At 64.4% G+C, this 25385-nt stretch carries 25 protein-coding genes; 5 read left to right on the top strand and 20 right to left on the bottom strand.

Annotated elements, in window-relative coordinates; all coding sequences use genetic code 11:
- Positions 1-87: 87 nt before the first annotated feature.
- From XH92_RS19675 to XH92_RS19630, 10 genes are all read right to left on the bottom strand, one after another.
- On the bottom strand, positions 88-3267 hold the full coding sequence (locus tag XH92_RS19675; RefSeq protein ID WP_194460665.1) for an efflux RND transporter permease subunit: 3180 nt from the start codon (positions 3265-3267) through the stop codon (positions 88-90).
- Positions 3264-4727, bottom strand: a complete 1464-nt coding sequence (locus XH92_RS19670) for an efflux RND transporter periplasmic adaptor subunit (protein ID WP_194460664.1) — start codon at positions 4725-4727, stop codon at positions 3264-3266. Before XH92_RS19670 ends, XH92_RS19675 begins: the two co-directional genes overlap by 4 nt.
- Positions 4724-5131 carry a FixH family protein gene (locus XH92_RS19665; protein ID WP_194460663.1) on the bottom strand — a complete coding sequence of 136 codons (408 nt, stop codon included), beginning with the start codon at positions 5129-5131 and terminating at the stop codon, positions 4724-4726. The genes XH92_RS19670 and XH92_RS19665 overlap by 4 nt, the downstream gene beginning before the upstream one ends.
- Before the next feature lie 100 nt (positions 5132-5231).
- A complete protein-coding gene (locus tag XH92_RS19660; protein WP_371818054.1) occupies positions 5232-5567 on the bottom strand; it encodes a hypothetical protein in 336 nt (111 codons plus the stop codon).
- 139 nt (positions 5568-5706) lie between these two features.
- Positions 5707-5979 (bottom strand): hypothetical protein, encoded by a 273-nt coding sequence (locus tag XH92_RS19655; protein ID WP_194460661.1) that lies wholly within the window; start codon positions 5977-5979, stop codon positions 5707-5709.
- 113 nt (positions 5980-6092) lie between these two features.
- Positions 6093-6734, bottom strand: a complete 642-nt coding sequence (locus XH92_RS19650; protein ID WP_194460660.1) for an NrsF family protein — start codon at positions 6732-6734, stop codon at positions 6093-6095.
- A complete protein-coding gene (locus XH92_RS19645) occupies positions 6731-7288 on the bottom strand; it encodes a sigma-70 family RNA polymerase sigma factor (RefSeq protein ID WP_194460659.1) in 558 nt (185 codons plus the stop codon). The genes XH92_RS19650 and XH92_RS19645 overlap by 4 nt, the downstream gene beginning before the upstream one ends.
- A gap of 25 nt (positions 7289-7313) precedes the next feature.
- A complete protein-coding gene (locus XH92_RS19640) occupies positions 7314-7556 on the bottom strand; it encodes a hypothetical protein (RefSeq protein ID WP_194460658.1) in 243 nt (80 codons plus the stop codon).
- A gap of 11 nt (positions 7557-7567) precedes the next feature.
- The gene (locus XH92_RS19635; protein WP_194460657.1) at positions 7568-9745 is read right to left on the bottom strand and encodes a xanthine dehydrogenase family protein molybdopterin-binding subunit; all 2178 of its coding nucleotides are present in this window, start codon (positions 9743-9745) and stop codon (positions 7568-7570) included.
- Between the two features lie 3 nt (positions 9746-9748).
- Entirely contained in the window at positions 9749-10210 is a 462-nt protein-coding gene (locus XH92_RS19630) for a (2Fe-2S)-binding protein (protein WP_050402832.1), read from the bottom strand.
- Positions 10211-10393: 183 nt separating this feature from the next.
- On the opposite strand from XH92_RS19630, the gene XH92_RS19625 reads away from it, so the two are divergent.
- Positions 10394-11275, top strand: a complete 882-nt coding sequence (locus XH92_RS19625) for a LysR substrate-binding domain-containing protein (RefSeq protein ID WP_194460656.1) — start codon at positions 10394-10396, stop codon at positions 11273-11275.
- A gap of 161 nt (positions 11276-11436) precedes the next feature.
- Here XH92_RS19625 and XH92_RS19620 read toward each other — a convergent pair whose 3' ends face one another.
- From XH92_RS19620 to coxB, 7 genes are all read right to left on the bottom strand, one after another.
- Complete coding sequence (locus XH92_RS19620; RefSeq protein WP_194460655.1) at positions 11437-11619, bottom strand: hypothetical protein; 183 nt, start codon at positions 11617-11619, stop codon at positions 11437-11439.
- A 333-nt stretch (positions 11620-11952) separates the two neighbouring features.
- Positions 11953-12861: a heme o synthase gene (locus XH92_RS19615; RefSeq protein ID WP_194460654.1), complete on the bottom strand. Its 909-nt coding sequence runs from the start codon at positions 12859-12861 to the stop codon at positions 11953-11955.
- Between the two features lie 68 nt (positions 12862-12929).
- Entirely contained in the window at positions 12930-13337 is a 408-nt protein-coding gene (locus tag XH92_RS19610) for a cytochrome C oxidase subunit IV family protein (protein WP_194460653.1), read from the bottom strand.
- Positions 13338-13345: 8 nt separating this feature from the next.
- Positions 13346-14068 (bottom strand): heme-copper oxidase subunit III family protein, encoded by a 723-nt coding sequence (locus tag XH92_RS19605; protein ID WP_194460652.1) that lies wholly within the window; start codon positions 14066-14068, stop codon positions 13346-13348.
- Positions 14069-14083: 15 nt separating this feature from the next.
- Positions 14084-14788 carry a cytochrome c oxidase subunit 3 gene (locus tag XH92_RS19600; RefSeq protein ID WP_194460651.1) on the bottom strand — a complete coding sequence of 235 codons (705 nt, stop codon included), beginning with the start codon at positions 14786-14788 and terminating at the stop codon, positions 14084-14086.
- Complete coding sequence (gene ctaD / locus XH92_RS19595; RefSeq protein ID WP_194460650.1) at positions 14785-16560, bottom strand: cytochrome c oxidase subunit I; 1776 nt, start codon at positions 16558-16560, stop codon at positions 14785-14787. Before ctaD ends, XH92_RS19600 begins: the two co-directional genes overlap by 4 nt.
- Positions 16561-16643: 83 nt before the next feature.
- Positions 16644-17477, bottom strand: coding sequence for a cytochrome c oxidase subunit II (gene coxB, locus XH92_RS19590; RefSeq protein WP_194460649.1), 834 nt, complete (start codon positions 17475-17477; stop codon positions 16644-16646).
- A 532-nt stretch (positions 17478-18009) separates the two neighbouring features.
- Here coxB and XH92_RS19585 point away from each other — a divergent pair.
- Complete coding sequence (locus XH92_RS19585) at positions 18010-18906, top strand: DUF2189 domain-containing protein (protein WP_194460648.1); 897 nt, start codon at positions 18010-18012, stop codon at positions 18904-18906.
- A gap of 267 nt (positions 18907-19173) precedes the next feature.
- Here the strand turns inward: XH92_RS19585 and XH92_RS19580 are convergent, their stop codons facing one another.
- Positions 19174-20757, bottom strand: coding sequence for a S10 family peptidase (locus tag XH92_RS19580; protein ID WP_194460647.1), 1584 nt, complete (start codon positions 20755-20757; stop codon positions 19174-19176).
- 162 nt (positions 20758-20919) lie between these two features.
- Here XH92_RS19580 and XH92_RS19575 point away from each other — a divergent pair, with 162 nt between their 5' ends.
- The 3 genes from XH92_RS19575 (at position 20920) to XH92_RS19565 (ending at position 22949) form a co-directional block, all read left to right on the top strand.
- A complete protein-coding gene (locus tag XH92_RS19575) occupies positions 20920-21699 on the top strand; it encodes an NAD kinase (RefSeq protein WP_194460646.1) in 780 nt (259 codons plus the stop codon).
- A gap of 116 nt (positions 21700-21815) precedes the next feature.
- Positions 21816-22361, top strand: a complete 546-nt coding sequence (locus XH92_RS19570) for a response regulator (RefSeq protein WP_194460645.1) — start codon at positions 21816-21818, stop codon at positions 22359-22361.
- Between the two features lie 9 nt (positions 22362-22370).
- A complete protein-coding gene (locus XH92_RS19565; RefSeq protein WP_194460644.1) occupies positions 22371-22949 on the top strand; it encodes an Hpt domain-containing protein in 579 nt (192 codons plus the stop codon).
- A 62-nt stretch (positions 22950-23011) separates the two neighbouring features.
- Here the strand turns inward: XH92_RS19565 and XH92_RS19560 are convergent, their stop codons facing one another.
- Together XH92_RS19560 and XH92_RS19555 are read right to left on the bottom strand one after the other, a co-directional pair.
- Positions 23012-24193 (bottom strand): DUF2336 domain-containing protein, encoded by a 1182-nt coding sequence (locus tag XH92_RS19560; RefSeq protein WP_194460643.1) that lies wholly within the window; start codon positions 24191-24193, stop codon positions 23012-23014.
- Positions 24194-24349: 156 nt separating this feature from the next.
- A complete protein-coding gene (locus XH92_RS19555; RefSeq protein WP_194460642.1) occupies positions 24350-25354 on the bottom strand; it encodes a transglycosylase SLT domain-containing protein in 1005 nt (334 codons plus the stop codon).
- Positions 25355-25385: the final 31 nt, after the last annotated feature.

Raw genomic sequence — 25385 nt, 5'->3', positions numbered from 1 at the left:
CTCGCCTGACCGCAGCCCAACTGCAAATCAGTTCACCGCAACGCTATATACCCCCGCAGGGTATCATTCAATCCGGTTTGAACCAGCCTACGGCTTCCCCGCTCCTGCTACACGCTGTCGCACGACCGGCGCAACGACATCTGTTTCCGGCTTCCTTGCGCGAAGCCCGATGCCCTTCACGACGGCGAAGATCGCGGGAATCACGATCAGCGTCAGCAAGGTCGACGAGATCATGCCGCCGATCATGGGCACCGCGATGCGTTGCATGATCTCGGAACCGGTGCCGGTGCTCCACATGATCGGCAATAGCCCGGCCATGATGGCGACCACCGTCATCATCTTCGGCCGCACCCGCTCGACCGCGCCCTCGATGATCGCACGATGCAGGTCGTCGCGACCGACCGCGCGTCCCTCGGCGGCGCGGCGCGCGGTGATCTCCGCCAGCGCCTGGTTGAGATAGATCAGCATCACGACGCCGGTCTCGGCGGCGACGCCGGCCAGCGCGATGAAGCCGACCGCCACCGCGACCGACAGGTTGAAGCCGAGCGCCCACATCAGCCAAAGCCCGCCGACCAGCGCGAACGGCAGCGACAGCATCACGATCATGGTCTCCGCCACCGAGCGGAAGTTGAGGTAGAGCAAGAGAAAGATGATCAGCAGCGTCACCGGCACCACGATCCTGAGCCGCGCGGTGGCGCGTTCCAGATATTCGTACTGCCCGCTCCAGACCACATAGGTGCCGGGCGGGAACTGGACGCCGGCCTGCACCGCGCGCTGCGCATCCGCGACATAACCGCCGAGATCGCGATCGCGGATGTCGACATAGATGTAGGTCGCGAGTTGCCCGTTCTCGGTCCTGATCGTGGTCGGTCCGCGCGCCGGTGTGATATCGGCGACCTCGCCGAGCGGCACCGCGCCGCCCGCCGGCATCGGCACCAGGATGTCGCTGGCGATCGCGCTGGGATTGTCGCGCAGGTCGCGCGGATAGCGCATGTTGACGGTGAAGCGCTGGCGTCCTTCCACCGTCGTCGTGACGGTCTCGCCGCCGAGCGCGGTCGCGATCGTGTCCTGCACGTCCTGCACCGCGATGCCGTAGCGCGACAAGGCTTCGCGGTTCGGCGTGATCTCGAGGTAGTAGCCGCCAAGGCTGCGCTCGGCATAGGCCGACGAGGTGCCGGGCACGCCCTTCACGACCTGCTCGACCTGGCGGGCGAGCTTGTCGATCACGGCGAGATCGGGACCGATCACCTTGACGCCGACCGGCGTCCGGATCCCGGTCGACAGCATGTCGATCCGCGCCTTGATCGGCATCGTCCAGGCATTGGAGACGCCGGGGAATTGCAGCGCCTTGTCCATCTCGGCGATCAGGCCGTCGAGCGTGAGGCCCTTGCGCCACTGCTGCTTCGGCTTGAGGTTGACGACGGTCTCGAACATCTCCGACGGCGCCGGGTCGGTCGCAGTCGCCGCGCGGCCGGCCTTGCCGTAGACCGAGACGACCTCCGGAAAGCTGCGGATGATGCGGTCCTGCATCTGCAGCAGCTCAGTTGCCCTGGTCACCGAAATCCCCGGCAGCGTGGTCGGCATATAGAGCAGCGTGCCCTCGTTGAGATCAGGCATGAACTCGGTGCCGAGTTGCCGGGCCGGCCAGACCGTGACGGCGATCGCTGCGAGCGCGAGCAGGATCACCAGCGTCTTGGCCCGCAGCACGCCGTTGATGACCGGACGGTAGATCCAGATCAGGAAGCGGTTGATCGGATTTTTGTGTTCGGGAACGATCCGGCCGCGGACGAAGATCACCATCAGCGCCGGCACCAGCGTCACCGACAACAGCGCCGCCGCCGCCATCGCGAACGTCTTGGTGTAGGCGAGCGGCGAGAACAGCCGGCCCTCCTGCGATTCCAGCGTGAAGATCGGCATGAACGACACGGTGATGATGAGCAGGCTGAAGAACAGCGCCGGCCCCACTTCCGCCGCGGCCTCGATCAGGATCGCGACCCGCGACCGGCCTGGCTCGGCCCGCTCCAGATGCTTGTGCGCGTTCTCGATCATCACGATCGCCGCATCGATCATGGCGCCGATCGCAATCGCGATGCCGCCAAGACTCATGATGTTGGAGCCGATCCCGAGCAGCTTCATCGCGCCGAACGCCATCAGGACGCCGACCGGCAGCATCAGGATCGCGACCAGCGCGCTGCGGACATGCAGCAGGAACACGAAGCAGACCAGCGCGACCACGACGCTCTCCTCGAACAGCGTGCGCTTCAGCGTATCGATCGCCGCATAGATCAGGTTGGAGCGGTCATAGACCGGCACGATCTCGACCGATTTCGGCAGGCTGGTCGCGATCTCCTTGAAGCGCTTCTTGACGTTTTCGATCACGTCGAGCGCATTGACGCCGAAGCGCTGCAGCACGATGCCGCTGGCCACCTCGCCCTCGCCGTTGAGCTCGGTGATGCCGCGCCGCTCGTCGGGGCCGAGCTCGACGCGGGCGACGTCGCGCAGCAGCACCGGCGTGCCGTTGTCGGTCTTCAGCACGACGTTGCCGAGATCGTTGATGTCCTTCAGATAGCCCTTGCCGCGAATGACATATTCGAACTCGGAGAGCTCGACGGTGCGGCCGCCGACGTCGGCATTGCTGGCGCGGATCGCATCGCGCATCCGCTGCATGGTGATGCCGCGATCGCGCATCCGCTGCGGATCGAGGATCACATTGTACTGCTTGACGAAGCCGCCCACGCTCGCAACCTCTGCGACGCCTTCCGCCCTTGCCAGCGCGAATTTCAGGTTCCAGTCCTGGATGGTGCGGGTATCGGCCAGATTGAGCTGCTTCGACATCACGGCGTACTGGAAGACCCAGCCGACGCCGGTCGCGTCGGGCCCGATCGTCGGCGACACACCGGCCGGCAAGCGCGACGCCGCGCCGTTGAGGAATTCGAGCACGCGCGAGCGCGCCCAGTAGATATCGGTGCCGTCCTCGAAGATGACATAGACGAACGACACGCCGAAGAACGAGAAGCCGCGCACGACCTTCGACTTCGGCACCGTCAGCATCGCCGTGGTCAGGGGATAGGTGACCTGGTCCTCGATCACCTGCGGCGCCTGGCCGGGATACTCCGTATAGACGATGACCTGGGTGTCGGAGAGATCGGGGATCGCATCGAGCGGCAGATGCAGCAGCGCATAAAGCCCTGCGGCGGCAGCGAAGCCAGTGCCGAACAGCACCAGCAGCAGGTTGCGCGCCGACCAGGCGATGACGCGGGCGATCATGGCTTGCCTCCGTCCGTCATCTGGCCGTCGGTCGCTGCCGCCTGCGCGGCGCCGGCCTCGGCAAAGCCCTTGATCGCGGCTTTCAGGTTGCTTTCGGCATCGATCAGGAAGGTCGCCGACGTGACCACCGCGTCACCTTCCGCGATCCCGTCGCGGATCTCGACATAGCCCTCGCCGCGCCGGCCGAGCTTGACCTCGCGCGGCTCGAACCGGCCGTTGCCCCGGTCGATCAGCACGGTCTGCCGGCTCCCGGTGTCGAGGATCGCGTTGTCGGCCACCGTCAGCACCGGCGCCGGGCTGCCGGTGTCGATCTCGGCATCGACATACATGTCCGGCAGCAGCGCCAGATCGGCATTTTGCAATTCGATCCGCACCCGCGCGGTGCGCGTGTCCTTGTTGACCTGCGGATAGATCACGCTGATCTGGCCCATGAAGCTGCGGCCGGGATAGCTGCGGGCCCGCACCGCGACCGTCTGCCCGACCACGATGCTGCCGAGATCGCGCTCGGCGACGTCGACCAGCGCCCACACGACAGAGACGTCGGCAATCCGGAACAGCACGTCGCCGGGCTGCGCGCGCATGCCCTCGATCGCGGCACGCTGCAACACGATGCCGTCGCGCGGCGACAGCCACTGGATCGCGAGCGGAACCGTGCGGTTCTTCTCCATCTCGGCGATGACCGGCTCGGGAACGTCGAGATTGGTCAGCCGCTGTTTGGAGCCGCGTCCGTAAGGCTCGATATTTGCGATCGCCTTCGAGGTCATGGTCGCGACATATTCGGCCGCCGCGGACGATATCGCCGGGCTGTAGATCTCCATCAACGGCTGCCCCTTGGTCACCCGGCTCCCGGTCGTGATATCAGCGACTTTCTGCACGTAGCTCTCGGCCCGCATCGCGATCACCGACACCCGGCGCTCGTCGAGCTGGATCGTGCCGGGCGCACGCACCAGCGTGCGGATGCGGCGCATCTGTGCCGCCTCGGACTTGACACCGGTGCGCTGGATTTTTCCCGGCGACAGCGTGATCGATCCATCGTCGCTGTCCTCGCCGTCGTAGACTGCGATGTAGTCCATCCCCATGGAATCCTTCTTCGGCACCGGCGAGGTGTCGGGAAGGCCCATCGGATTGCGATAATACTTGACCTTGCGCTCGCCCTTGGCGGCCATGGCCTTGTTGTCCACCGGCATCGCCATCGGCGCCTCCGGCTCATCGAAGCTGAGATCGGCGCCGGCGGCGACCGGCTGGTAGTCGCGGCCGTCAGGCGTCTTCTTCGGCGTCAGCGAATAAGATGGCTTGCCGTCCGGATCGCGGAAATAGATCGGCGCGCCTGCTTCCGCCGCTTGCACGGCGGAAGCCGCGAGACTTGCGCCCGGCCACGGCGGCAGGCCGCGACCGAGATATGCGACGCCTGCCGCTGCAACGATCGCAGCGGCAGCGCCTGCCAGGGCGAGCCGGTTCATTTTCCGGCCGTGACGACGAGCTTGCTCTCGACCGAGCCGGTCTCGCCCTGCACCTTCGCGCCGAGCGACAGCTGCCAGCGCCCGGCCATGCCGAAGTTCGCCTTGAACCGGTAGGTGCCAGGTTCGGTCCCCGGCATCGGCGTGACCTTGGTGGCCATCTCCTGCATGCCGTCCGGCGCCATATCGAGCCGCGTCGCGAAGATCACGGCATCAGGCACAGCCTTGCCGGTCTTCTTGTTCATCAGCCGGACGGTGACAATCTTGTCCGGACCAGCCTGGACAGTCTGGTCGACGAGCTGGAATTCGTAGTCCTTGATGTCGGCGCGCGCGACGGTGGCGGTGCCTGTCAATGCCAGGCCGATGAGCGCGGCCGCTGCGGCACGCGACGTATTGAACGACGTCATTCGTTTCATTCCTCGATTGGATTTGATCAGCCGCTTGCGCGGCATGCGACTTCCGCGCGCCCAAAGGTCGCGCGGCAGCAACCGGCGCTTGCGGCGCCAATCAGACCAAATATCGGGGAGGATGGTCGGGAGGCGGACGGACCAGCCCGTCGGCGACCAGATCGTCGCGGGGATGCAATTGCAGCTGTGTCGATCGCCGCATTGCGAGGCCGAGGGTCGATGGTCCCGCGTGCAGGACCTTCAACATGCAGATCGCAACCAGCGGGCAATCCCGGCAATCATTGCTCTTCTGCTTGTCGGGGCAGCACGGCATATCGGCCGCCATGTCAGACATGTCCGCCACCTGGCTCATGCCGGTCAACGAAGATCCGGCCGCCGCGGGCACAGCCAGCGGCGCAATTGTCAGGCCTGCCGTCACAAGGACGGCGAGCAGCAATCTGAACAATTGGCGAACATTCATGGTGCGACAGTCTCACAAAGGACGGGTGCTGAAAAGGTCACCCTGTTCACAAGTGCACCAGGGGGAGATTGGGTGGTTAATCGTTCATCGCAGCCTGGCGTCCCGCATGAAACGCCTATTGAAACTTCGGGCCGCCGTGATAGCGCCACGGCGTCCGGGCAGCATCCGGAACCGTCGCCGGCTGCGCGCACGCCGCTCCCTGATCATAGCCGAATGCAGACATCGGGTCGCGTTGCACGGCAACCGTGGCGGCCGCTGCCGTTTCTGCGGCCTCGTTGGGCAGGTATCTCCGGTCGGAGGCCGTCAGCCCCGCCTGCGCGGTTGCGGACGCCACGACCAGCGGCGCGAGGATTGAGAAGGCAAGCAGGCATTTGTTGATCAACATCATCGGCTCCATCATTTTGCTGAAGCGCATTGATTTGCGCTTCCGATCATGAATACGGAGCCGGCCTTTCCCCGGTTACATGCTCACGCCGACGTGAGAGGTCTGATCACTGCCTTTCACCAGCGCAGCAACCGTGGTCCCAATGCCGCGCCTGCAAGTGTGCACAGCACGATCGTGCCGCCGTACCACAGTGCGACAAACGGCAACGAGTCGTCGGTGCAGTGGAGCGCATAGGCGACGGCACTCACGCCGCCTGCGACGAGGCCGCCGAATGCCCCCGCCTGCACCAGATTGGTCGGCGCCGCCTTTCTGACTGCCCAGATGACGACGGCAAACGGCACGATCGCGATGATCGGAACGGAGATGAGGCATTCGAGCCATTGGTCTCCCATCACCATCCTGTCCCAGTGGGAGCTGGGTGCCTGCCCAAGGCTGATGGCGGCAAGCAGCATGATCGCGGCGAACGGTATTGCAGCAAGCCCGAGCGAGATCTTTCGTTCGCCGCCCGGCCGCGCCAGCCGGGTCAAATAGATCGACGCGGCACCAACCGTGCCGAACGCGAATGCGAACTTCAGAAAGAGGAAAGTCACGGCACGCGGCGTGGCCAGGTCGGTGCGAATGCCAAGCCCGGCAAGCACGAGGCCAAGTGCGGCAACCAGTGCCAGCCCGAGCGCAATCGCGACACTCCGGCCGACCAGCCGGCGATCGACCGGCTCGACATTGTTGCTGAGCGCGGCGATGAGTTCATCCGTCTTCATGGCTCCGTCCTCCGAGCGATCAACGCGGCCAGGGCCTTCAGCCCGCGATGAATGCCGACTTTCACGCTGGATTCCGACATGCCGCATCGCTGCGCTGCTTCCGCGACGCTCAATCCGTCGAGCTTTACGGCCCTGATCGCGCACTGCATGTTGGCCGGCAATTGCTTGAGCAATCGCCTGACATCAAAGCTGCTCTCGGCGCCGACGTGGTCGTCATGCGCGGTGATGTCGTCGGCCTCGTCGATCGGTACGTCGGCGCGCGAGGCCCGCGTGCGGCGCAGGAAATCGATCAGCTTGTAGCGTGCGACCGCATGCACCCAGGGCGTCAACGGCTGCGCCGGGTCGTAGGTGTGTCGCTGCAGGTGAATAGCCAACACGGCCTCCTGCACCAGATCCTCCGCCTCCGCCGCGCCGCGGCCGCTCCTCGCAAGCTTGCTCTTGTAGTAGGCACGCAAATGCCGGCTCAGGCGCTCCAGCAGCGCCCGGTGGGCCGCCGCGTCGCCATCCTGGCTCGCAAGCATCAATATCTTGAGTTCGTTTTCCGCGGTCGTCATGCAGCGCTGCTATCGTCTGGTTCGCTCACGCGGGCGGTTTGGTTACACCCCGATCGGCCGGACGACGAATATTTTCGATGCCGCTGCGGATTCGGCTCAATTCGCCTTCATCAATGCCGGTTTGCGGGTTCACCAGCCTGGGCAAGCTCGTCTTCGAGAACTGCGTGCCGACGCCCTCACCGAGGGCGGAATCAAGGGCGAAGCTCGAGAACGCGAAGCCTTGCGCGCGCCAAGGCCCCCCGCGATGCGAGGGGCCTTGTCCTGACAAGCTTCAATCGGTCACGCCTGCTTCAGCACCGCCGGATCGATCGGCATCCTCCGCAGCCGCTTGCCGGTCGCCGCGAAGATCGCGTTGCTGATCGCGGGCACGATGCCCGATGTCCCGGTCTCGCCCATGCCGCCGGGCGGCTCGGTGCTCGGCACGATGTGGACTTCGATGGCCGGCGCCTGATCGATGCGCAGCATCTGGTAGCTGTCGAAATTGCTCTGCTCGACGCGGCCGTCCTTCAGCGTGATCTCGCCGTAGAGCGCGGCGGTGACGCCGAAATTGATGCCGCTCTGCAGCTGCGCCTGCACCGTGTCGGGATTGACGACGGTGCCGCAGTCCATCGCGCAGACGACGCGGTGGACGCGGACCGAGCCGTCCTTGGCCACCTCCACCTCCGCAATTTGCGCGAGGTAGCTGCCGAACACGAATTGCAGCGACACGCCGCGGCCGCGCCCGGCCGGCAGCTTGCCGCCCCAGCCGGCCTTGGCTGCCGCGAGTTCGAGTGCAGCCTTGGCGCGCGGCGACTTGCCGAGCAGAGCCCGGCGATAGTCGACCGGATCCTGCTTGGCGGCCGCCGCCATCTCGTCGATCATGCTTTCGGTGACGAACACGTTGTGCGAGGGTCCGACGCTGCGCCAGAACGCAGTCGGGATGCCGGGCGGCTCGACCCGGACATATTCGACGTGGAAGTTCGGAATGTCGTAGACCAGATCGATCGCGCCTTCCGTCGTGTCGGGGTCGAGACCGTTGCGGAACGCCGGCGGCGCCCATCGCGCAATCACCGACGAACCGGCAAAACGGTTATTCCAGGCCACCGGCTTGCCTGATGCATCGAGGCCGACCGCAATCCGATCGCACCAGTACGGCCGGTACATGTCGTGCTGGATATCCTCCTCGCGGGTCCACACCACCTTGACCGGGGCATCGACCTGTTTTGCGATCTGCACGGCGCGGATCACGCCATCGACCTCGAGCCTGCGGCCAAAGCCGCCGCCGAGCAGATGATTGTGCACCACCACCTTTTCCGGCGGCAGGTCCAGCATCTTTGCTGTCACGGCCTGCACGCGCGAGAGCGCCTGGTTGCCGACCCAGATTTCGCAGCCATCGGCGCGAACATGCACGGTGCAGTTCATCGGCTCCATCGTCGCATGGGCGAGGAACGGCAGCTGATAGCTCGCCTCGAGCTTCGTCGCGGCGCCCGCCATCGCCTTGTCGGCGTCGCCGACATTCTGCGCGACCGCGCCGGGCTTGGTGGTGGCGGCTTCGAGCTCGCGCGCGATATCGGCCGTGGCGAGCTTGGCGTGAACCCCCTCGTCCCACTCGATCGTGAGCGCCGCAAGACCCTTCTTCGCCGCCCCCATGTGATCGGCCACCACGGCGACCGCGTCATCGAGCTTCACGATCTGGCGCACGCCGTTGACGGCCTTCGCCGCGGCATCATCGACGCGCTTGACCTTTCCGCCGAACACCGGCGACTGCGCCAGCGTCGCGACCCTCACGCCGGGCGGCCGCGCATCGATGCCGTAGACGGCCGTGCCGTTCACTTTGGAGGGCGTATCAAGCCGCTTGGCCGGCGTGCCGATCAGCTTGAATTCGGCCGGGCTCTTCAGCATCACGTTCTCCGGCACCGGCATCTGCGCCGCAGCGGCCGCCAGCTCGCCGTAACCGAGCTTGCGCCCGGAGGCCGCATGATGCACCTCGCCGTTCTCGGCGCGGCAGGACGCAGGTTCGACGTTCCAGCGCTTCGCCGCAGCCGCGACCAGCATCGCTTTCGCGGTGGCGCCGGCTTTCCGCATCGGCTGCCAGGAGCCGCGCATCGCGTTCGAATTGCCGGTGGCCTGCACGCCGAGCAGCGGATTGGCATAGAGCTTGTCGCTCGGCGGCGCGTGTTCGAGCTGCACCTGCGTCAGGCCGATCTCGAGTTCTTCCGCGATCAGCATCGGGATCGAGGTGTAGGTGCCCTGCCCCATCTCGACATAGGGCATGGTCAGCACGACCTTGCCGTCGCCGCCGATTCGGATGAAGGCATTCGGCGCGAAGTCGCCGGCTGCCATAGCCTCGCTCTCGCGGCTGGCAAACGGCAGGCTCACGCTGAGCATCAGGCCGCCGCCGGAGATCGCGCTGGCGCGGAGGAAGTTGCGCCGCGACAGATCGGCGGCGCGCTCAGACAGATTGTCCAACAGCGTCATGGCTCAACCTCCCGACTGCGCGGCTTGCTTGATGGCTTCGCGAATGCGGACATAGGTGCCGCAGCGGCAGATGTTGCCCGACATCGCGTCGTCGATGTCCGCATCGGTCGGCTTCGGCTTGCTCGCAAGCAGTGCGGAGGCCGACATGATCTGGCCCGACTGGCAGTAGCCGCATTGCGGCACCTCGTGCGCGAGCCAGGCGTCCTGGATCTTCTTGCCGGCCGGCGTCTTGCCGACCGCCTCGATGGTGGTGATCTTGGAGTCGCCGATGCTGTCGATCGTCGTGATGCAGGAGCGCACCGCGCTGTCGTCGAGATGCACCGTGCAGGCGCCGCACAGCGCCATGCCGCAGCCGAACTTGGTGCCGGTCATGCCGAGCACGTCGCGCAGCACCCACAGCAGCGGCGTATCGCCGTCGGCATCGACCGAATGACTGGTCCCGTTGATCGTGATCTGGAAAGGCATCCTGACACTCCTGTCCTGGTTCGAGCCCTGCGCGGGATTGCGTCCCTCGGGGCGAATTCGGCGGTATTTCAAAGCAATCGAACGCATCATCGCGTCGATTGCTCACTTGTGGTAATAAATAGAAATCCTACACGCTATAAGCGGCCCTTTGGTCCGCAGTGAAATGACTATTGGTTTATAATCATGGATCGACTGACCAGCATGTCCGTGTTCGCCCGCGTTGCCGATCTCGGCTCCTTCACCGCGGCAGCCAAGGAATTACGGATGTCGCCGACCATGATCGGCAAGCATATCCGCTTTCTGGAGGACCGGCTCGGCTCGCAATTGATCAACCGGTCCACCCGGCGGCAGGGCCTCACCGAGCTCGGCCGCAGCTATCTCGATCACTGCAAGCAGCTGCTGGAGCAGGCCGAGGCCGGCGACGCGCTGGTCGAGGAGGCCCTCAGCGCGCCGCGCGGCAAGCTGCGCGTCGCGACCTCGGTCGCGTTCGGATCGTACAGCCTGGCGCCCGCGCTGGTCCGCTTCATGAAAAGATATCCGGACGTCTCGGTCGACCTCATCCTCAGCGACAAAATGGTCGACCTGCTCGAGGAAGGGCTGGACGCCGCGATCCGGGTCGGCACCCTGACCGACTCCACCATGATGTCGCGCTCGCTATCTCCCTATACCGGCGTGCTGTGCGCCGCGCCGAGCTATCTTGCCGAACGCGGCACGCCGACGCATCCAGGCGATCTCGCCTTACACGAATGCCTGCGCTATCCCGGCTGGTCTGACGGGCAGCGCTGGACCTTCTTCGGACCGGAAGGCGAAGTGCAGGTCGATGTCGCAAGCCGCCTCTTCATTAACAGTGCGTTCGGTATCCGCTATGCGGCGCTGGCCGGCGCCGGCATCGTGCTGATGCGCGACGAGTTGCTGGCCGACGACATCGCCGCGGGCCGGTTGCAGGTACTGCTGCCGAACTATGCGACGCAAGCCCGCGCGCGCCAGATCCTGTGGCCGAAGAACCGCAAGATGACGCCGAAGCTCCGCGCGCTGATCGACTTCATCGTGGAGACCTATGGCTGAGACAGGTTAACCTGACGGGCGAGGATCGCTGAGCGGGCCGCGACAGGGATGCCCGGTTGTCGTCCAGAAGCCGAGAACGGACAGCATCTGGACGCGGCCTCAACCTGCGCCTCTCGCTGGGGCCGCTGCTTCCGCAATGTCAACCACCGATCCAGCAGCAGCTAGGCCGCTGCACCATCGACGGTCGCGATCACGTTCCGCATATCGGTCGCCAGGTCGCGATAGCGCGCACCCAGCCGCAGATATAGCTCGCGATTGTCCCCATCCAGCGCCCGGCTAGCGATCGTCTCGCATTCGACCGCAAGGATCTCAAATCGTTCCAGCTTTGCTTGGAGAGCAGACATATGGGCGCGTCCCTGACTGTTACTGAGGGAGCTGCGGACGTTACACCTCAGATTGCGTCTGAACTAGCATTGTTATTGGCTAGAACTAATTTTGTTGCCTCTTGATCTCCGCGGCCGGTCGCCGCGCCGGCCTATCGCAATTCCGCAGGATTGTGGCGGTTCGGCCGCCACGTTGGCCATACGGGACCAAAGGGTCGCGAAACGGGCTTGGGTCCGGCGGGTCCCGGCATAGTCGACCACCGAGTTTGCCCCACGGCGCAGGCCCCCGCGCAGATTTCTTCGGTTTATCGGGATTCCGATTGAGTATATGGTTTGCCCGTATCATCCAATCAGTCAGTGGGACTGAGCGTAGGGCGCAGCATTCATCAGCAGCCCCCCGAAAAGAAGGACCAGATAGAGCATCGAAAACACGAACAAGCGACGAGCAGGCCGCCGTTCCTTGTCGTGGCTGCGGCGTACCAGCCATGCGAGAACAATCATGATCGCGCCCAGCGTCGCCGCAGCCGCGCCATAGACGGCTCCCGCAAACCCCAGTGCGCAAGGCAGCAGTGAGGTCGGAACCAAAAGCACGCTATAGAGAAGAATCTGGCGCTTTGTTTCGGTCTTGCCAGCCACGACCGGCAACATCGGCACTCCGGCGCGGGCATACTCTCCAGCAAGATTGAGCGACAGTGCCCAGAAGTGGGGTGGCGTCCAAAGGAAGATGATCAGAAACAGGATGAACGGCTCGAGCCCGACATATCCCGTGACCGCGACCCAGCCGATCACCGGAGGGAGTGCACCGGCGGCACCGCCAATGACGATATTCTGCGGCGTTCGGCGTTTGAGCCACATCGTGTAGACGACGACGTAGAAGAAGATCGTGAAGGCGAGCAGCGCAGCAGCGGCCAGGTTCAGCAAGGTGCCGAGGGCCAGGACGGCGCACGTGCCGAGCATCAATCCGAAGACCAATGCTTCCGGGCGCGATACGCGGCCGCTGGGAATTGGACGGATGGCGGTGCGTGCCATCATCGCGTCGATGTCGGCGTCGTACCACATATTGAGCGCACCCGCGGCGCCGGCGCCCGCAGCGATGCAAAGAAGAGCAGCGAGCCCGGTGAAGGGATCGATGCCGCCCGGTGCGACCATGAGACCGACAAGTGCGGTAAAGACGACCAGCGACATCACGCGCGGTTTCGTCAGTGCGACATAGTCTCCGATGTTGGCATAGCTCCGGCGAAGAATTGAACGATTGATTTGCACGAGATTAATTCCTCGTCAGTTCGAAAAAGCCATCGGTTGAAGGCCTTCTTCGCAAGGCCGTCCCATTTCTAGCTTGCCGAGGCGAAGAACATCACCCGAAGCAGATGCGTATAGTCGGATTCGAACACCATGATCCCTACAAAAACCAGCACCAGCACCGGCGGCAACAGGATGGCGTAGGCCAACGCCAACCGCTCCCAGGCCATATGCATGAATACGGCGACGATCAGGCCGGCCTTCAGCACCATGAACAGCAGGATCAGCGACCATCGCAGGTGGCCGTGGATACCGAAATAGTCGACGAGATAGGAGCAGGTGCTGAGCACGAACAGCCATCCCCAGACCACGAGATAGAGCTTGATCGGGTGCTGCTGCCCCTCTGCATGCGCGGCGCCTGATGCCACCGCACCATGCACATAGGTGTGTAGCGCATGTTGTGCTGCCTGCCCTTCCACATGTACCGCTGCTTCTGTCATGCGCGACCTCACCAGAGATAAAAGAACGCAAAGATGAACACCCAGACCAGATCGACGAAATGCCAGTACAGGCCCATGATTTCGACGATCTCGTAGTAGCCCTTGCGGCTCGTGAAAAACCCGCGCCGCTCGACATCGAAGTCTCCCCGCAAAACCTTTCGCGCGATGGCGATCAGGAAGATCACACCGATGGTCACGTGGGTGCCGTGGAAGCCGGTGATCATGAAGAAGCAGGCGCCAAATTGCGGTGCGCCCCACGGGTTGCCCCAGGGCCGCACGCCCTCCATGATCAGCTTGGTCCATTCGAAAGCCTGCATTCCGACGAACGTCGCGCCGAATGCCGCGGTGGCCAGCATCAAGGCTGCCGTTTTGACGCGATCCCGGCGGTAACCGAAGTTGACGGCCATCGCCATCGTCCCGCTGCTGCTGATCAGGATGAAGGTCATGATCGCGATCAGGATGAGCGGGATGTGCCGGCCGCCGATATTGAGCGCGAAGACTTCGCTGGGATTCGGCCACGGCACCGTCGTCGATATTCGCGCCGTCATGTACGACAGCAGGAAGCAGCTGAAGATGAAGGTGTCGCTCAGAAGGAAGATCCACATCATGGCCTTCCCCCACGACACGTTCTTGAACGCGCGCTGGTCCGAGGCCCAGTCGGCGGCGATGCCTCGCAATCCGGGTATCGTTCCGGGCAGCGCCTTGGGGGTTGCGAGTGTGGTTTCCGTCATCGCTTCCTGCCCTCGCTAGGTGAGCAACTGTCGACAGATGTCGACGAAATTGTCGGTCCAGCCAGTCAGCAGACCGAGCAGGACCAGCCAGACCAACAACAGGAAATGCCAGTAGATGGTGCAAAGCTCGACGCTCAAGCGCATCTGCGTCATCGGCGCGCCGCGCCACAGTTTTACGGTCGCCCTGCCGAGCGCCACCAGGCCGCCGGTCACGTGCAGCCCGTGGAGCGCGGTGATCAGATAGAAGAAGGAATTGGCCGGATTCGACGCCACGACATACCCGGCGATGTTGAGCTGCTGCCACACCACGAGCTGCCCGGTCAGGAACATCACGGCCGATGCACCGCCGACCAACAGGCCCGCGATCAAGCCCTCATGGTCGTCGTGGCGCGCGGCCATCAGCGCCCATTGCAGCGCCACGCTGCTGATGACGAGAACGCCGGTGTTGAACCACACTAACCTCGGCAGCGGCAGCTCGCGCCAATCCACCATGGTGGTGCGCATCGAGTAGGCGCTGATCAGGAGCGCGAACAGCGAGCCGACCACCGCGAGAAAAACACCGAGGCCGATCTTCGCCGCCGGCACCGAAGAGCCGCGATCGCCGCGAAGATCGACGGCAATGCCCTGCTCCAGCCACGGCTTGGCGGCCAGCCGTTGCTGCGAGAGCCACCATCCCGCGATCGCTGCAATCGTAGCAATGAACAGGACGATGGCACTCACGGATGGGCTCCCTGAGCCAGCACCTTGGCCGGCGGTTCATTCTGCGGGATGAAGTCCCTGGCGGCACCGGGCACGCTGTAATCGTAAGCCCAGCGATAGACGACGGGGAGCTCCTTGCCCCAGTTGCCGTGCCCCGGCGGGGTCTCCGGCGTCTGCCATTCCAGCGAGGTGGCACCCCAGGGATTGCCGCCCGCCTCTTTTCCCTTGAACAGGCTCCAGACCAGATTGAAGAGGAAGACGAGCTGGGCGAAGCCGACAATCAGCGCCGCGACGCTCATGAATGCATTGAGGTCATGGGCGGATGCCGGGACGAAGGAGGTCTCGCCGATGTCGTGATAGCGGCGCGGCATCCCAAGCAGGCCGAGATAGTGCATCGGGAAGAACACCGCATAGGCCCCGATGAACGTCACCCAGAAGTGGAACCGTCCGAGCACATCATTGAGCATCCGCCCGGTGACCTTCGGATACCAATGATAGATTCCGCCGAACACGGCCATGATCGGGGCAATCCCCATCACCATGTGGAAGTGCGCGACAACGAACATCGTATCGGACAGCGGAACATCGACGACGACGTTGCCGAGGAACAGCCCGGTCAGGCCGCCATTGACGAAGGTGACGATGAAGCCGAGCGCAAACAGCATCGGCACCGTGAGATGGATGTCGCCGCGCCAAAGGGTCAGCACCCAGTTATAGACCTTGATCGCGGTCGGGATCGCGATGATGAGCGTCGTGGTGGCGAAGAAGAACCCGAAATACGGGTGCATGCCGCTGACATACATGTGGTGCGCCCACACGACGAAGCTCAGCGCCCCGATCGCCACGATCGCCCAGACCATCATGCGATAGCCGAAGATGTTCTTGCGCGCGTGCGTACTGATCAGATCCGAGATGATGCCGAACGCCGGCAGCGCGACGATGTAGACTTCGGGGTGACCGAAGAACCAGAACAAATGCTGGAACAGGATCGGGCTGCCGCCGCCATACTTGGTCAGCTGGCCCATCTCGACCAGTGTCGGCATGAAGAAGCTGGTTCCAAGGAGGCGGTCGAGCAGCAGCATCACCGAGGCCACGAACAGCGCCGGGAACGCCAGCAGCGCCATCACGGTGGCGGTGAAGATGCCCCACACCGTCAAGGGCATGCGCATCAAGGTCATGCCACGTGTGCGGGCCTGCAATACCGTTACCACGTAATTGAGCCCGCCCATCGTGAAGCCGATGATGAACAGGATCAGCGAGGCCAGCATGAGAACGATGCCCCAGTCCTGTCCGGGGGTACCGGAGAGAATCGCCTGGGGTGGATAAAGCGTCCAGCCGGCGCCGGTCGGCCCGCCCGGCACGAAGAACGTCGCGGCCAGCACCAGCACCGCGAGCAGGTAGACCCAATAGCTCAGCATGTTCACGTAGGGGAAGACCATGTCCCGCGCGCCGACCATCAGCGGGATGAGGTAGTTGCCAAAGCCGCCGAGGAACAGCGCCGTGAGCAGGTAGATCACCATGATCATGCCGTGCATGGTGATGAACTGAAGGTACTGATTGGCATCGATAAAGGAGAACGTGCCGGGGAATCCTAGTTGCAGCCGCATCATCCACGACAGCACCAGCGCAACCATTCCGATCGACATCGCCGTGATCGAGTACTGGACGGCGATCACCTTGGCGTCTTGCGAAAAGACGTACCTCGTCCACCAGCTGTGCGGATGATAGAGCTCGACCTCACCTACTTCGGCGGGCGGGATGCCTGCGACCTCATCAAACGGGATATCGACCATCGGAATACCCTCCTTGGTCTTCCGCTCAGCGACGAGTTCACTTCATATCCGGCCGAACATCCGGCCGATCCTCGTCGGCATGTTCATTCGCTGCCAGTCCTGTATGCGGCCTTCGCGACGTCGCGCTGGCCTGACAACTCCGCAAACGTTCGCTGCTTCTCGAGCCACGCGTGATATTCTTTCGCTTCCTCCACGACGACCCTGCTCCGCATTTGCGCGTGCGCAGCACCGCACAGCTCCGCACAGAGAACGTCGAATGTCCCGGTGCGGGTCGGCGTGAGCCAGTAATAGGTCACCGAGCCCGGTATCATGTCCATCTTGGCCCGGAACTCGGGCACATAGAAATCGTGCAGTACGTCGATCGAGCGGAGCAACACCTTCACCGGCTTCCCGACCGGCAGATGCAGATCCTCGTTTTGGACGACGATGTCGTCCTGTCCGTTCGGATCATTGGGATTCAACCCGAGTGGATTCTCGGAACTGATCAGGCGCGCATCTGACGTGCCGAGCCGGCCGTCCTTCCCCGGGAGCCGATAACTCCACATCCACTGTTGTCCAACGACCTCGACGTCGGTCGCGTCGGCAGGAACGGTGACGAACTGGTGCCAGACGACGAGGCCGGGCGCCAGCATGGCGACGACGCCGATCGCGGTGCCGATGCTGAGCCACCATTCGAGCTTCTTGTTCTCGGGATTGTAGTGGGCGCGCCGTCCCTCGGTGTGGTGAAAGCGCAGGACGCAATAGGCCATGAAGGCTATCACCGCGCAGAACACTGCTCCGGTGATCCAGAATGTCAGGTTGATCGTGTCGTCGATGTAGCGCCAGTTCGAGGCAATCGGGGTCCACCACCAGGGGCTGTAGAGGTGAAACAGCACCGAGGCGACGGCAACCAGGAGCAGTAAGATCGCTACAGCCATCCCTCATTCCTCCTTGCCATCGAAGGCTGCGGAGACGAACGAAAGGGCGGAGCTCACGTCAGAGGGATGGTCTCACGTTCACCATCACCGTGGCTTTTGCCTCGCCCATTCTGCCGGTCACGATGCTGGGACATGACAAAAACTCAACGTCACGGCCGCAACCTCATCGGAGCTGGGGGCGTCAATCATCAACATGGTACCCATCGAGCCAGACGTCAATAGAGGAGTAATGCCCGCCGCTATCCGGCGCGTGTTGGATGCCGCGAACACCGGTCGGCCCTCCCCTATCGCATGGTGCATCGCAAGACCTCGTGTGTGCACCTGCACAATTCTCCCGACCGCATTCGCCACCTTGCTTCTGCCGCGCATCGGACTAGTTTTACTTGACCGGTTGCGACAGATGTCGTCCGGCAAGCTCCTTCTGGTTGAATCTGATTTGCCGGACTCAGTCGCGATTTTCGCGCATGAGGCGGATGTGCGTGTGTTGATGGCGCTCCGTTCCCCTGCGGCCACAAGCAAGGAGACCGGAACCATGACCACGGTGTTCGCACGACCCAAACTGCAATTGTTTGGCGTCTCTACCGCCTACGTCGTTCGCAAGATCAGCCTTTCCGACCTGGGCGACGCGCTGCGCCTCGGCTGGGAGGACTTCAAGGCCATCCCGACCCACGCAATCGTTCTGTGCGTGATGTATCCCGTGCTCGGACTTGTCCTGTTTAGACTTGTGCTTGGCTATTCGGTGCTGCCCCTGCTGTTTCCGCTCGCCGCCGGCTTCGCCCTGATCGGTCCCTTCGCCGGATTAGGCCTCTACGAACTGAGCCGACGACGCGAACGCGGAGAGGAGCCAGGAGCCTGGGATGCAATGCAGGTGCTGCGTGCGCCGTCGTTCGGCGCCATGTTCGAACTTGGCGTTCTCCTGCTCGTTCTGTTCGGGGTCTGGATCGCCACCGCGGACGCGATCTACATCATGACGTTCGGCTATGCGCCGGCCGCGAGCATCCCCGATTTCGCAAAGCGCGTGTTGACGACGCCCGAAGGCTGGTCGCTCATCATCGTCGGATGCGGCGTCGGCTTCCTTTTCGCCTTGGTTTCCCTATGCGTCAGCGTCGTCTCATTTCCACTGATGCTCGACCGTCATGCGACGGCGATCGACGCGATCCGCATCTCGATACGGGCCGTGATGATGAATCCAATCGAGATGGCCGCTTGGGGACTGATCGTTGCGGTATTGCTGGCCGTGGGCTCACTGCCATTCTTCGTCGGCCTCTGCGTCGTTCTGCCGGTGCTTGGTCATGCGACCTGGCATCTTTACAGGAAGGTGGTCGAGCCCGACCGGAATCCTCCGCAGGAAGAGCCCCGTCCGCCGATCGGTCACCGCTACGCGGCCGATTTCCCGGCCTCCCTCTTCCCGTGGAGCCGTGAGCGCTAGGGCGAGACGAGAGACAAACCTCGGGCGACCATGTCGCAAGCACGCAGGTGTATGACTCACCGGCTGCGCAACACATTCCGTGTCGTCCCTGCCTAGTGCGCAATTGCGCACGGGAGCACGGACCCATAACCACCAATACCGATGATTGCGCGACGCTGGAACGACTAATCCCGTCCGCAACCAAGCCGCGGCGCATGGTCCCTGCTTTCGCAGGCACGACGGCTGTGGACGTGGCGCCAGCGGCGCAATCCACGCCGCCACATCCCCTCACTTCACCAGCGCCTCGACCTCCTTGCGGAAGGCCTGGCGCGAGCCGTCGCGGGAGTAGAACATGTGGCCGCCGGGATAGACCGCGAGCCTGGTGCGGCTCGGTCCTGCGAAGGCCGGCAGCTGGTCGAGTATGATCTTCGAGGCGAAGTACGGCGTCGCGAGATCGAACAGGCCGTGGCCGATCAGCAGTTTCAGCTTGGGGTCGAGCGCCAGCGCCTGGCGCAGCTGCGTCACCGACTCCGCCGGATTGATGCCGTGACCGAACTCCCAGGCCTTGTTCACGCTTTCGCTGAGCAGATGATAGGAGCCGTCCGGCCGCCAGTTCAGTCTGCGCGTGGTGAGGTCGACGGCGGCGCTGGTGAGCGGCGCCATCAAGGGATCGCCGGACGGATCGTTGAAGCGGAAGTAGCTGGAATCCGGATAGGGATCGAAGCCTTCGACCGAGGCGTCGTAGCGGCCGGTCACCTTGCCGCTCTTGCGATCGAACTCGCGGCGGAATTCGCCGATGTCGAAACGGCCGGCGAGCCTGCGGCTCACCGCCTGATCGATGCCGGTCAGGCCTGCGACGTTGTCGGCGAGCCGCGTGGTGGCCTCGGTGTCGGCCTGCCCCTTGACGAGGTCGAGCAGGAAATCGCCGCTCGCATAGCGTTCGACGTCGGCGAGATCCTCGCGCGTCACCGGCCCTTTGGCCTGCCGCGCCACCGCCGTCATGGTCGGCAGGCTCGCGACATATTGCAGGAGGCTGGAGCCGGTATAGTCGCGGAAGTCGAGCACCGGCGAGATCAGGATCAGGCCGCGCGGACCGACGCCCTGCTGCATTTGCAGATTGCGCACCACCTTGGGCCCGCGAATGCCGCCATAGCTTTCGCCGACGAGATATTTCGGCGAAGTCAGCCGGTCGTATTTCTCCAGCCAGCGGCGGATCACCAGCGCGACCGAGTTGGCGTCGCCGTCGACGGTGAAGAAGCGCTTGCGCGCATCCTCCGACGTGGTGACGAAACGGCTGTAGCCGGTGTCGACGGGATCGATGAAGACGAGATCGGTGAAATCGAGCCAGGTGTCGGCATTCGGCTGCAGCTCCGGCGAGGCCGACGACACCGCGCCGTCGAACGGCAGCCGCCACGGCCCGACATTGCCGAATTGCAGCCAGGCGGACGCGGAGCCCGGCCCGCCGTTGAACAGGAACGTCACCGGGCGGCTCGCCTTCTCGGCGCCGTCGAGCTGATAGGAGGTGTAGGCGATGTCGGCGAGCGGCTCGCCCTTGTCGTCGAACACGCGGATCGAGCCCGCGGTCGCGCTGAAGTTCAGCGTGCGGCCGGGCAGCGCTACCGATTGCTTGGTCGTGGAGTCCGGCGGCAGGCGATGCTGCTCGGCGGCGGGCGTGTTGGCCGCCGCGCTGGCGCCGGAGCCGGCCTCGCCGCGCCCTGCCCGCCCCTTCTGGCCGCTTGGAGTCTGGCCGCTCGGGGCCTGCACGCTCGGCGACGGCGATGGCTGCGGGGCCTCCTCGTCGGCCCGCGCCGCGGTTGCGAGGCAGGCCACCAGCAACGCTGCGGTGAGCCGTGTCGCAAAACTGTTAGCCATGCCGTTCACTCCCTGGGCCGACGTTTACGCATTCCATCGGCAAACTGCGCTAGCTTGGCGGCACCGGCAAGGCATGCGGTCCGTTCCCGGACCATCTCGACAAGGCCGCCCGGGATGTATAGACGAGCGCGGCGTGTTCCGTGCCAAACGAGTTCGTGAGCAATGGCCAGCTCCAAGCGGTATGACAAGATCGCCTTTGTCGCCAGCGCAAGCGCTGAAGCGCAGACCGCGCTCGAAGAGCTGACTGCGATGTACGGCAACCATTCGGCCGCCGAAGCCGACGTCGTGGTCGCGCTCGGCGGCGACGGACTGATGCTGCAGACGCTGCACGCCAACATGCGCAGCGGCAAGCCGATCTACGGCATGCATCGCGGCACCGTCGGCTTCCTGATGAACGAATATTCGACGCATGATCTGCGCACGCGGCTTGCCGCCGCGCGGGAGTCGCTGATCAATCCGCTGCTGATGCGCGCGACCGACACCCACGGCGCGGTGCATCTGCATCACGCCATCAACGAGGTCGCGCTGTTCCGGCAGACGTACCAGGTCGCCAAGCTGCGCATCCTGATCGACGAGCACGAGCGGATGCCCGAGTTGATGGCCGACGGCATCCTGGTGGCGACCCCTGCCGGATCGACCGCCTACAACCTCTCCGCCCAGGGGCCGATCCTGCCGATCAACGCGGCGCTCTTGGCGCTGACCCCGATCAGCGCGTTCCGGCCGCGGCGCTGGCGCGGCGCGCTGCTGCCGAATTCCGCTTTCGTGGTGATCGAGGTGATCGAGGGCGAGAAGCGCCCGGTGGCCGCGGTCGCCGACCATGACGAGGTCCGCGACGTCCGCCGGGTCGAGGTGCTCTCCGACAAGACCATCGCGATGCGGATGCTGTTCGACCCCGGTCATTCGCTCGAAGAGCGCATCCTGCGCGAGCAGTTCGGCTACTGACGGCGCACCGCATCCCCCGCCCCCTTGCGCGGCAACCAATCATTAACCCCGGGCAGGATATGGTTAACGTTGGGTAATACCGCGTTTGGCCCGGTATGCCCCTTCGGGACCGGACCATGTATCGCATCGATTTCAACAAGCTGCGGTTCTTGATTTGCGACGACAATCCGCACATGCGCCGCATCCTGCGGACGCTGCTGCATTCGTTCGGCGCGCGCGAGGTGTATGAGGCCGAGGACGGCGCCACCGCGCTCGAGATGTACACCCACTATGTGCCCGACATCGTCATCACCGACTGGTCGATGCCGATCTTCGACGGGCTCGAGCTCGCGCAGATGATCCGGCAGCCGGAATCCAAGGGCAATCCCTACGCGCCGATCATCATGCTGACCGGGCATTCCGAGAAGCGCCGCGTCACGGTGGCGCGCGACGCCGGCGTCACCGAATTCCTGGCCAAGCCGATCTCGGCCAAAGGCCTCTACCAGCGCATCATGAACGTGGTCGCCAATCCGCGCCCGTTCATCAAGACCAAGACCTATTTCGGCCCCGACCGCCGCCGCAACACCACCAACACCTATATCGGCCCCGAGCGCCGCGGCAGCGGTGAGGTCGAAATCCTGCAGCAGCCGTCGCTGCTCGAGAAGGCGCGCTCGAGCATTTAGGATATCGCCATGGCGAAAGACAAACCCGGGACGATCGAGGTCAAGAGCTTCGGCACCCACCATGTCATCACGCAGCCGAACCCGCTGCGCAAGATGCTGCTGCGCGTCCCCGAGAGCGATCTCGACGATCCCGTCGGCCGCGCCGAAAAGGCGCTCGCCGGGCTGTCGGGTGAGTTCAAGGAATGGATGACGATCGAGGCCGACCGCCTCTCCGCCGCGCACGCCACGGTGCTGCGCGAGGGCTTCAACGACAAGACGCGCGAGGAGCTGTTCCGCGCCGCGCACGACATCAAGGGCGACGCCGCGACATTCGGCTATCCCTCGGCGGCCGCGGCGGCCGAAAGCCTGTGCCGCATCATCGAGCACGCTCCCGACCTCGCCGCGGTGCCGCAGCAGCTGATTGCCCACCACATCAACGCCGTGCAGGCGATCGTGCGCAACCGCACCAAGCTCGATACCGCGGTCGTGGCCGGCGTGCTGAGCAAGCAGCTCCGCGGCATCGCCGATGAATTCCTGACTCACGCCAACCGCGACCGGCCCGAGCATCTCGAGGCCATCCTCGCGCCGAGCATCGTGCCCGGCGAATAGCCGCGCGCCACGGCCAAAGGGCCTAGGCTTCAATCGCCATCAATTGCAGGAAAACGCGGCCGTCAGGCCGCGATCAGATCGTCGTCGTAAGGTAGCACCGCGATCGCGTCTTCCGCGGCGAGCTCCTCGCAGAACATCCGCGCATCCTCGCGGGCCGATTCCGTCGCGAAGCGGCGCAACAGGATCAGTAGCGGCTCGGCCGCCGAATGATCGGTCTCGCAATGGGTCAGCACGCGCTCGACCATGCGGCGATGCAGCCGCGCGGCACCGTCGCCGCTGTCGACATAGCCGACCTCGTGGCTGGCCTCGAGCGCGACGCGGAACGCGGCGTAGGTGGATTCCGGCAGACCGGCGCGCCGCAGCAGCGCCTGCAGGCCGTTGCCGCCGCGGTCGTTCAACAGCGCGGAAACGCGGCCATAGGGCAGTCCGGACAGTTCGGCGAGCGCAGCTCCGAACAGATCGAGATTGCCTGACAGCAGCGCACGCAGGATCAGCCCGGCGGTCAGTTGTCCGGTGGCGCGCAGATGCGTGATCAAATTCTGCATGTCGTCGCCGAAGGCACGCGCGGCGATATTCACCGTGGAGCGCTCCTTCGCCTCGCCGGCGATGCGGTCGGCGCGGTCGGCGCCGAGCCAGTTCCGCGCGACGACGAACTGCGCCAGCGTGTCGGAGAGCTTTGCGACCAGCGCCAGCCGCGTCGCGGACGGCAGGTCTTCCAGCTGCAGCATCGATTCCCGGATCGCGGCGAGATGGCCATGACGCTCGACGATGCGGTCCCAGGAGAATGGCGCAAGCCCGGCGTATGGATTCTCGATCAGCTCGAGCGCGGCCGCCGCCGAACCGACCTCGGCAATCGCCGCGGCCACCGAGGCCGGCAGGTTGATCCGGCGCGCGATCGCGCACTGCATCTCGTCGGAGCCGGTGGCGACGATGTCGACGAGGTCGGCATCGATCAAGAGCGGTGAGTGCTCCAGCACCGGCAGCGCGATCGCCGGCTGATCGGCCGACAGCGCCTGCACGATCGCGGCCGGCGCCTCCGCGCTATGGGCGAACACCTCGGCCATCGCCTGGCGCACCAATGGCGACGGGTCGTCGAGCAGCATCAGCAGCGCGCCTTCGGCTGCGATGCGGTCGTCCTCGGTGAGATCCGAAATGAGCCAGGCGCGGGCCAACGCCCGTGTCGCCTCTGCCCGCTCGCCCGCCGGAGCGGTCCTAATCCAACTAATGAACTGCCGAACGATCATGGTCCTGCCGGCTTACGCAACGAGACGGCATCGACATACGATGCCAACTACAAGGAAAAATAAACCATGACGCTTAACAAAGGGTTCATCATAAACGTTTGGGATTATTGACGTTTCGTTAAGACGGCCACGGCGCGTCAACGCGAGGCACGAAAGCTAGCCGCTGCTGTAGGTGCCGTTCGGATCGCTGAACAGATCAAGCCGCCCGGGCGCGCGGACCTTCGGCGTCGCCGACGTGGTCAGCGCGAAGGAACTGCCCCACAGCTCCTGCACCGCCGGCGAGATCGGCTGTGAACGGTCGCCGGCCTGGTAGAGCGAGCGGAAGGCTGGCGCCGGCTGCGCCGATGCGACGGCCGAGGTCGCACCAGCCGATGAGCCCGCACTGACGTTCGGGAAGGTAGAGAGATAGGACGCGGTGTCCATGGTCACCGCTTGTGTCGGTGTCGCGCTTGCGATCGCGTAAGGCGACATGGTGTCACCGCCCGCCGCGGCAAAGGCGGTGCGCGTATCCTTCGAATTTGCGGCCGCGGCGTAGCGCGTCGTCAACACCGAATAGACCTGGCTGACGCTGCGCGCGCTGCCCGACTTGTCGTAGAAGATCGACTGGTTGGCAGCCGCAGCCTTCGGAAACATCGCGGCCGCATTGGCGCTCGGACTGTCCTCGGCGCTCGAGATCAGCTTGCCGGCGCCGCCGACACCCATGAAATGCGCCATGTAGAGTTCGGCATCGCTCGGACGACGGCCGAGCGTGCCGGTGAGCTTGAAGCTGTTGGATTGCGTCAGCACCGCCGCCATCGACGACGCCGCATCGGGATCGTCGCGCAGCTTCATGACCGCGCTGCGCGCGGAGGGATCGCTGACCGAGTAGCTTCCGTCGGAATTCTTGGTGATGGCGTCGGCATACTGGCCGTAGCCGAGTTGGCTTCCGGCCTCCTTGACGGTGCCTAGCCAGGTCTGATCGATGAATTGGTAGAGTCCGTGCGCCGACGAGGTCGTGGCGCCGGCCCGCGGATTGAAGTTGGATTCCATCTTCGCGGTGGTGAGCAGATATTCGAAGCTGGTGCCGGTGGTGGCGGCGGCCTGCTTGATCGAGCTCGCGACCTTCAGGCGCGAAGCATCGACACCTGCCGAAGCCGTCGCATTGAAGAGGTCGACCGCCATCTGTCCGGGTGCCTTGCCGGGCGCCGGCAAT

Origin of the sequence: Bradyrhizobium sp. CCBAU 53421, assembly GCF_015291625.1 — a bacterium.
Lineage (GTDB): Bacteria > Pseudomonadota > Alphaproteobacteria > Rhizobiales > Xanthobacteraceae > Bradyrhizobium.
Note: the sequence above shows the minus strand (reverse complement) of the source record. Positions and strands in the feature narration are given on the sequence as shown.